The sequence below is a fragment of the Corynebacterium sp. UMB0012 genome (assembly GCF_030216265.1).
Taxonomy (GTDB): Bacteria; Actinomycetota; Actinomycetes; order Mycobacteriales; family Mycobacteriaceae; genus Corynebacterium.
In genome coordinates, this window is record NZ_JASOKQ010000040.1 from 1 (window position 1) to 3,176 (window position 3,176).

A 3,176-nucleotide genomic window follows, 5' to 3' on the forward strand; every position below is an offset into this window, starting at 1 on the left:
CTGGCCAAACGTGATGATTCAGCGTTGTCTCGTCCACGCACAACGCGTCATCCGCCGCTACACCACCTCACGGCCGCTGGGGTTGCCCGCAAATCGTGGACACGTAGTGGGGCTACCTAGTGCTTAGGCAGCTATTTCTTTTCTACTGGTGGTTAGACCAATGTGGTTTTCGAAGTCGACGGGGCTGACCATCCCTAGTGCAGAGTGCCGGCGCCGACGGTTGTAAACGACTTCCATCCAGTAGGCAACGGCCTTGCGCGCGGCATCACGGGTTGGCCAACGCTTGCGGTCGTAGAACTCGGTTTTAAGCGTCGACCAGAACGACTCAGCCATCGCGTTATCAAAGCACACACCAGTACGCCCCACAGACTGAGCAATGCCCAGGTTATGGCAGACTTCCCAGAGCTTCTCGCTGGTAAATTGCGTTCCGCGGTCAGCGTGGAACACCAGCCCATTAGGAACGTCCCCGCGCAGTGTATGTGCCATCCGCAGGGCCCGTTCGACCAGGCATGTATCTTGAACGCTATCCATTGCCCATCCCAGCACCCTGCGGGAATGGCCGTCGCGGACCGCACACAAGTACAACCATCCCTCGCTGGTGCGTAGGTAGGTAATATCCGACATCCACACTCGGTTGAGCTCACCAGTATCAAACATGCGCTTGACCAGGTCAGGAAGAGCTGACTTACGCTTGGATTGAATCGTTGTCACCGGGACAAAGGCACGCGGTGAAATCCCTTCAATGCCCATCATGCGCATCCGCTTAGCCACAGTCTTGCGATTCAGGGTGATCTGGTAGCGCTCGGTAAGTTCTGCGGTGATCCGCGGAGCACCATAAACCTCATCGGAGTCTTTCCAAATCTGATGAATCTTTCGGTCAACGCCATCGTAAAATGCAGCACGATCATTTTCGCCAGATAGTCGCTTCTGCTGCGTATCAGCCCATTTGTAGTATCCAGACCGAGACACTTTTAATAGCCGTGCCATGCGTTTGATGCTGTAGTTTGCCTTCTCCTGCTGCATCAATTCGAACTTTTCTGCTCGCGTTGCTTCGCGGCGAAGAAGGCTGTCGCTTTTGACAAAAACTCATTATCCATCTTGGCTTCCGCCAACTCACGGCGCAGACGAGCATTCTCAGCACGAAGATCCGCCTCACTCATCCCATCCGAGGCCCCTCGGCGTTCACGCTCGAGTTTGACCCACCGGCCTAAAAGCCCGGCGGAGACGCCAATCTCCTTAGCCACATGAGCGATCGGGCGCTCTGACTCGATTACCAAGTTCGCGGCTTCACGCCGGTACTCCGGCGTGTACTTCTTGCGCTGTTGACTCACAATGAACATCCTCTCCTACGGACACAGGATCCGTACAAATAGGGTGTCCACTAAACGAGGGTAACCTCAGATCGATGTCGGGGTGGTCACCTATGAGGAGGGTGTCTGGGTAGTCGAGGGTGGTATCTGGTTCGGGTGGGCTTAGTGTGGCAGTCATGGACGGGGCACTCCAGCAGAGAAGAACAAGATTCGTATGTATTTTCTAACAAGCACCTTTATAGTATCCCGGCTGGTGGACATGTGTCCCCTGTGGGGGTGTTTATGTTCGAATAGGATACCCTAAATCCGCAGGGATCCCCAGAGTCGCACCACAACCAGCGACGGGGGTAAAAGCAAAGGTTTAGGGTTGGGCGGCGTCGGCAAGCTGGTTGCGAATTTCAGGGCAGTCAGCAAACTTCCGCTGTAGGCAACCTAAGAAGTCGTCAAATGAAGCCGGGTCAGCTGCTTTCTGAACTTTCCCGAGCAACTCATACGCTTGGTCGCGACCATAGACATCTTGTGTTTCCAGCTTGTCCTCAATGAGTTGCATGAGAACGGGAACGGTCTGGTCCGGCAGGTGCGGAAGAAGTAGTTCTGCCACATTGCGTTGGAGCCCGGCGTCCGAGGCTGTCGCCCATGCTCGTTGCGGATCGCGTAAGCACTGATACTGAAACATTGCAAGATCCCAGGGCTTATCGCGCAACCGAGCCTCGATGTGCTCCACTGCGCTATCCCCCACCGCCGCAAAAAGACCTTTCGCTGTCGAAAGCCGTGGAAACGCGTCGAAAACTCGCTCATTGACGTAAGGGCTGCGGTGAGGAAAGTGGACGTCGGTAATCGCGGCCCAACCACCAGCAATATTGAACGTTTCCTCAGCGGGGAGGATTCGCATCGCTTCTTCCGAGTACGTGTAAGCAAGGTCGAACCGTCCGATCTCCGAAAGCCCGCTAATGAGCTGCTCGTATCCGTCCGTGTGGGTACGAAATACCTCCTCGACAGAACCGGAAAGCACCGCTAACCGACGACCGACATACTCACCCTGCGCACGCTCGCGCAGCTCTTTGAGGCCTGCAGGTCCTAAAGCCTCCGCGTACTGTACGGGGTCGATATCAACCTGCTCCGCATACGGCGATTCAAGAACGCCCAAAAGCCACTCGACTAAGCGCAGCCCGTCGACCTGGGCCAATCGGGCGGCCTGAGGTAGTTCCTGGGCCAAGCGTTCCGCGCTCCAGATCACGGACCCAAATGGATCATTAGCCAGCGGCAACTGTAGCAGAACCTCTTCTAGCGCCCGTTGCGCGACCGGGAAGACATCGTAAGGCTCTATTGACTTGACGCCTTGGCTGGTCAGGTGTTGAGGCTCATCAATTGCCACATTCAAAAGCACACCGGCCTGCCACACCTGGTCGGCGTACGCCCGTGAATCGTCAGGGTCAGTCAGATTCAAACCGGAGGGGTTTACAAGGGTGTTGGTTGCTTCGTCGAGCGTCTGCACTACTTCTGGCATTCCTTTAGATCCGCGAGAAACTCCTTAAGCGTTTCCGTGAGCTCCCATGTTTGGTTACGCTCCTCCTCAAACATGCGGTCAACGAGGAAATCCACGCCGACCAAATCATCCGGATGCAAGCTATCCAAATAAGCCAGGAGCTTATCGACGCCTTCGAGTCCAAGAATTCCTTGCTCGACCTGGTCCGCCACATAAGAAATTTGCTTTTGGTCCATGGTGAGGAGAATAGCAAAACGTGAAAAAGAAGGAGGCGGTGGTGTACCGTCTCCTTCTCATTAGACTGTATTTTGTTGTGTTTTGTTGTTTGGTGTCGGCGGTGACTTACTCTCCCACAACCTCCCGGTTGCAGTACCATCAGC

The 3,176-nt window shown here is 55.1% G+C and carries 3 protein-coding genes; all 3 read right to left on the reverse strand.

Annotated elements, in window-relative coordinates:
• Positions 1-123: 123 nt before the first annotated feature.
• A protein-coding gene (locus QP324_RS11720) for an IS3 family transposase (protein ID WP_101679514.1) occupies positions 124-1,340 on the reverse strand; the annotation gives its coding sequence in 2 pieces (ribosomal slippage) (positions 124-1,079 and positions 1,079-1,340; 1,218 coding nt in all).
• A gap of 331 nt (positions 1,341-1,671) precedes the next feature.
• Positions 1,672-2,805 carry a hypothetical protein gene (locus QP324_RS11725; protein WP_239274677.1) on the reverse strand — a complete coding sequence of 378 codons (1,134 nt, stop codon included), beginning with the start codon at positions 2,803-2,805 and terminating at the stop codon, positions 1,672-1,674.
• Positions 2,805-3,032, reverse strand: coding sequence for a tRNA 2-thiouridine-synthesizing protein (locus QP324_RS11730; protein ID WP_284816154.1), 228 nt, complete (start codon positions 3,030-3,032; stop codon positions 2,805-2,807). The genes QP324_RS11725 and QP324_RS11730 overlap by 1 nt, the downstream gene beginning before the upstream one ends.
• Positions 3,033-3,176: the final 144 nt, after the last annotated feature.

Coding starts and splice junctions, on each gene's coding strand:
- QP324_RS11730 (WP_284816154.1), bottom strand. CDS start 3,032: ATGGACCAAAAGCAAATTTCTTATGTGGCGGACCAGGTCGAGCAAGGA.